This window comes from Shewanella sp. BJSY2023SW007 (genome assembly GCF_047314525.1).
Lineage (GTDB): Bacteria > Pseudomonadota > Gammaproteobacteria > Enterobacterales > Shewanellaceae > Shewanella > Shewanella chilikensis.
The window spans coordinates 1-2,989 of record NZ_JBKORL010000059.1 but is presented as its reverse complement, the minus strand read 5'-3'; the positions used below and the strand labels follow the sequence as shown (position 1 = coordinate 2,989).

Below are 2,989 nucleotides of genomic sequence, written 5' to 3'. Positions count from 1 at the left end.
AAGTGCCTCGGCTTCAGGCAACCTATTGCGGTATTCAATGAATTACGCAAGGCAGCCTAATTTAGCGAGTGGTGCACTTCGGAGTTGAATTCGCGAAGGCACAGTATATAATCATTTCACTACAGAGGCCGATCTCATGGTGGCAGTAGCTTGCAGTGAATATGAGTATTGGCTACAACAGGCTAAACAGGATGAAATACAATATAAAGACCCTCTGGAAAGGTTTATATTTCATCATTGTCAGCGGCTCTATGAAGTATTGTCGACAAATAAATTTGTCATTGAGCGGATAATGCCAAATCAAGCTCTGTTGTTGTTGGCGACCGAGTTTTATCGGCATGGTTGTGAAAGACGTTTCGATGAATATATGCAGTGGAATGCCAAGACCATTTCCGCTGTGGGAGAGGTGCCAGGATTCGATCGGGTCGAGCTGGTGATGAGTTATTTGCGTGGCGCCATGATCAATACCGACGATGCCTGCAAGGCCCACGACGACCCGCAGCTCTATTACCAGTTCAGTTATGCGCTGATCCATCTGATGGGGCACTCAGATAAGCGTAGCCCCTCCAAGCAACAGTTTGCCGCCTGGCTAAGCCGCCAACCCAGTCTGGAGTATGAGCCTGAAGGTTTCAGTCGCGTGGTAAATGGATGACGACCTCAAGCCCACCTTGGGCGCGATTGCTTGCCTGGATATTGCCACCGTGGGCTTGAAAATAGCCTCCAACTCAGATTCCTCTATACCCGGGCCGTCGTCAGTAATGCTTATCTCTACCCATTGACCCTTGTCCTGGGCGCAGATATTTACCTGGGTACGGCAGTAGCGAATGGCGTTGTGCAGCAGATTTTCAATTGCCCGCGACAGCGGCCTTGGGTAGATGGGCAGCTCCAGCTCTTCCGATATCTGGAAGTTAACCTCTTTTTGCTGTTTGGCTTTATTCTCCGGCCATCCCCTTTTTGGCGTGCCAGGGCTAGCGCCAGTTCGTCTTATGGGGCTTGGATTGCCCCTGTCCCCTGGTTTTTCATTGGCAATGACGCGTTTTATTTCATAACTCCCTTGCTAAAAAGTGAGTTTATCGATTCACTATGGCACACAATGTGTTCTTGTTGTGGAAGAGAATTTGTGGAACAACTAACCAAAACTAAAGCCGATATTTTCAAGGCCTTGGGACATCCAACGCGTCTATGGATAGTTGAACAACTTGCTGATGGCGAAAAATGTGTATGTGAATTTGTAGAGGCACTTGATGTTGATTTTTCAACGGTTTCCAAGCATCTATCCATACTTCGTAATAAGGGCATTGTCGGTATGGAAAAGCGCGGAAAGCAGATCTTCTATCATCTAGCTATGCCGTGTTTGCTTCATTCACTCAATTGTATTGATTGTTTACAGGATCACCAAATTCAGAAGTAGATCGCATTCCCGAAGTGGTTTCTTACCTATCATTTGGCTAAATAACCAAATGATAGGTGGCATTATGTTTAAAATCAAAGTGTTAGGATCTGGCTGTTCTAAATGCCAAAAGCTGGCTGAAACTTGTTCTGCTGTGGCAGATTCTTTAGAGCTTGATTATCAGTTAGTTAAAGTTACTGATGTCGAAGAAATTATGGAGTACGGCGTGATGTCGACTCCGGCTTTGGTTATAGATGAACAAGTTAAGTTGACAGGTCGTCTTGCCAGTCCTGCAGAGATCAAGGCGTTAATGCTGGCACACATTGAATCTTCAGTGTAGAGCATAGCCAAGCCGGAATAAGCGGCTTCCTCTGCGGCTTTCCATCTAAGGAAGGTGCGAATAAGTCCTCGTGGCACCTTCCCTAATAATGTAGCCACAGCTCAAAGGTGGTAAACAATGATGCACCTCTTTTCTGACCTGGCGACTTGGATAACTTTTGGATTGTTAGGCATCCCTCCCGAGACCAAGCTGGCAGATGCAATACACTTTTTTATTGAAGATACCACTAAGATTTTCGCACTGCTGATCTTGATGATTTATGTCATCGCTTTGGTGAGAGCGTCACTTAATGTTGAACGTGTTCGGGATTATTTAGCGGGTAAAAATCGCTTTGTCGGTTATTTTCTGGGAGCAAGTTTTGGTGCGGTGACCCCCTTTTGCTCTTGTTCAAGCATTCCGGTATTTCTAGGCTTTACCTCCGCAGGCATTCCCGTCGGGATCACTATGGCATTTCTTATTACTTCCCCCTTAATCAATGAGGTTGCCATTCTACTATTGGTAAGCTTATTGGGGTGGAAGTTTACGATGATTTATGTGGGTGTAGGTATGTCTGTGGGTATACTTGCAGGGGCTTTCCTGGATGCTGTTCGTGCTGAGCGTTGGCTGCAGTCCTTTGCAGCTAAGGCGTTTGAAAGAGGGAAAATACAGGCGGCTGTATCTAATAATCAACAAGAAGCATCGGCCCCCCTGATGACATTATCGGAACGACATCAATTTGCCAAAAGCGAAACCAAAGCGATTTTTTCTCGGGTATGGAAATGGGTCATTATCGGCGTTGGGCTTGGCGCGGCACTTCATGGGTTTGTTCCGGATGGTTGGATTGAAACTCACTTGGGTGATGGTCAATGGTGGTCTGTGCCTGTTGCAGTGTTAATAGGTATTCCGCTTTATTCCAATGCGACAGGGGTCATTCCTATCATGGAAAGCCTCATCATTAATGGTCTTCCTATAGGGACAACATTGGCTTTTTGTATGGCCACAGTTGCTGCCAGCTTCCCCGAATTTATTTTGCTTAAGCAGGTGATGCAATGGCGCTTGTTAGCCATCGTTTTTACGATTTTACTGATGTCATTCACCCTTATAGGGTGGGTTTTCAACGCAATCGCTCCTATGTTGGCCTAGCTCCAATATTAAAATATTGACTAAAGTAAAGCTGTGCTTTGTGCTAATGCCGATCAGTTAAGACAGATCGCTTGACGATCTCACTGAAAGGATCAAAATCCGATGACCCCATGTCATCGGATTTTTTTATGCAACTT

At 45.7% G+C, this 2,989-nt stretch carries 5 protein-coding genes; 4 read left to right on the top strand and 1 reads right to left on the bottom strand.

Translation table 11 applies throughout. The features are described from left to right. Positions 1–292: 292 nt before the first annotated feature. Positions 293–652: a hypothetical protein gene (locus ACMHXE_RS09325; protein WP_404830190.1), complete on the top strand. Its 360-nt coding sequence runs from the start codon at positions 293–295 to the stop codon at positions 650–652. Here the strand turns inward: ACMHXE_RS09325 and ACMHXE_RS09320 are convergent. Beyond that, positions 590–862 carry an ATP-binding protein gene (locus ACMHXE_RS09320; RefSeq protein ID WP_224867123.1) on the bottom strand — a complete coding sequence of 91 codons (273 nt, stop codon included), beginning with the start codon at positions 860–862 and terminating at the stop codon, positions 590–592. The genes ACMHXE_RS09325 and ACMHXE_RS09320 overlap by 63 nt on opposite strands. Positions 863–1,120: 258 nt before the next feature. Between ACMHXE_RS09320 and ACMHXE_RS09315 the strand changes: the two genes are divergently transcribed. The 3 genes from ACMHXE_RS09315 (at position 1,121) to ACMHXE_RS09305 (ending at position 2,852) form a co-directional block, all read left to right on the top strand. Next, positions 1,121–1,411, top strand: coding sequence for an ArsR/SmtB family transcription factor (locus ACMHXE_RS09315; protein ID WP_101055236.1), 291 nt, complete (start codon positions 1,121–1,123; stop codon positions 1,409–1,411). Between the two features lie 64 nt (positions 1,412–1,475). Next, positions 1,476–1,730, top strand: coding sequence for a thioredoxin family protein (locus ACMHXE_RS09310; protein ID WP_101055238.1), 255 nt, complete (start codon positions 1,476–1,478; stop codon positions 1,728–1,730). A 117-nt stretch (positions 1,731–1,847) separates the two neighbouring features. Beyond that, positions 1,848–2,852, top strand: coding sequence for a permease (locus ACMHXE_RS09305; protein ID WP_101055240.1), 1,005 nt, complete (start codon positions 1,848–1,850; stop codon positions 2,850–2,852). Positions 2,853–2,989 lie beyond the last annotated feature (137 nt).